The organism is Fructilactobacillus sp. X2R6C1, from assembly GCF_059901295.1.
Window position 1 is genome coordinate 1 of the sequence record NZ_JBWXUZ010000046.1, and the last position, 259, is coordinate 259.

Annotated in this window: 1 protein-coding gene; it reads right to left on the reverse strand. The window is 40.9% G+C overall.

What is annotated here, in order from left to right; genetic code table 11:
• Positions 1-259: hypothetical protein (locus AC6UDF_RS07295; protein ID WP_500724214.1), on the reverse strand; the 259-nt coding region annotated here is incomplete at both ends.

Sequence of the window (259 nt, forward strand, 5' to 3'; positions counted from 1 at the left end):
CTGCAAAGTTACGGTCACACGACCAGTTTTAATTTCGTAAACAAATTGGTGCTCGGTATTACCTTCTAATTGAATGTAAGTACAGGTTGCATCACCAGAATTCGCTTGCGCTGAATATTTGTAATTTGAATCGCCATCAATTTCATCAACCGTGCCAACTTCTGGCGGATTCTGCAACAAGTTTCTCATTAATTCAGCACAAGTTTCAGAAGAAATATCTCCGGGTGCGACTGAAGAATCGCTATTCAAAGTCCATGGG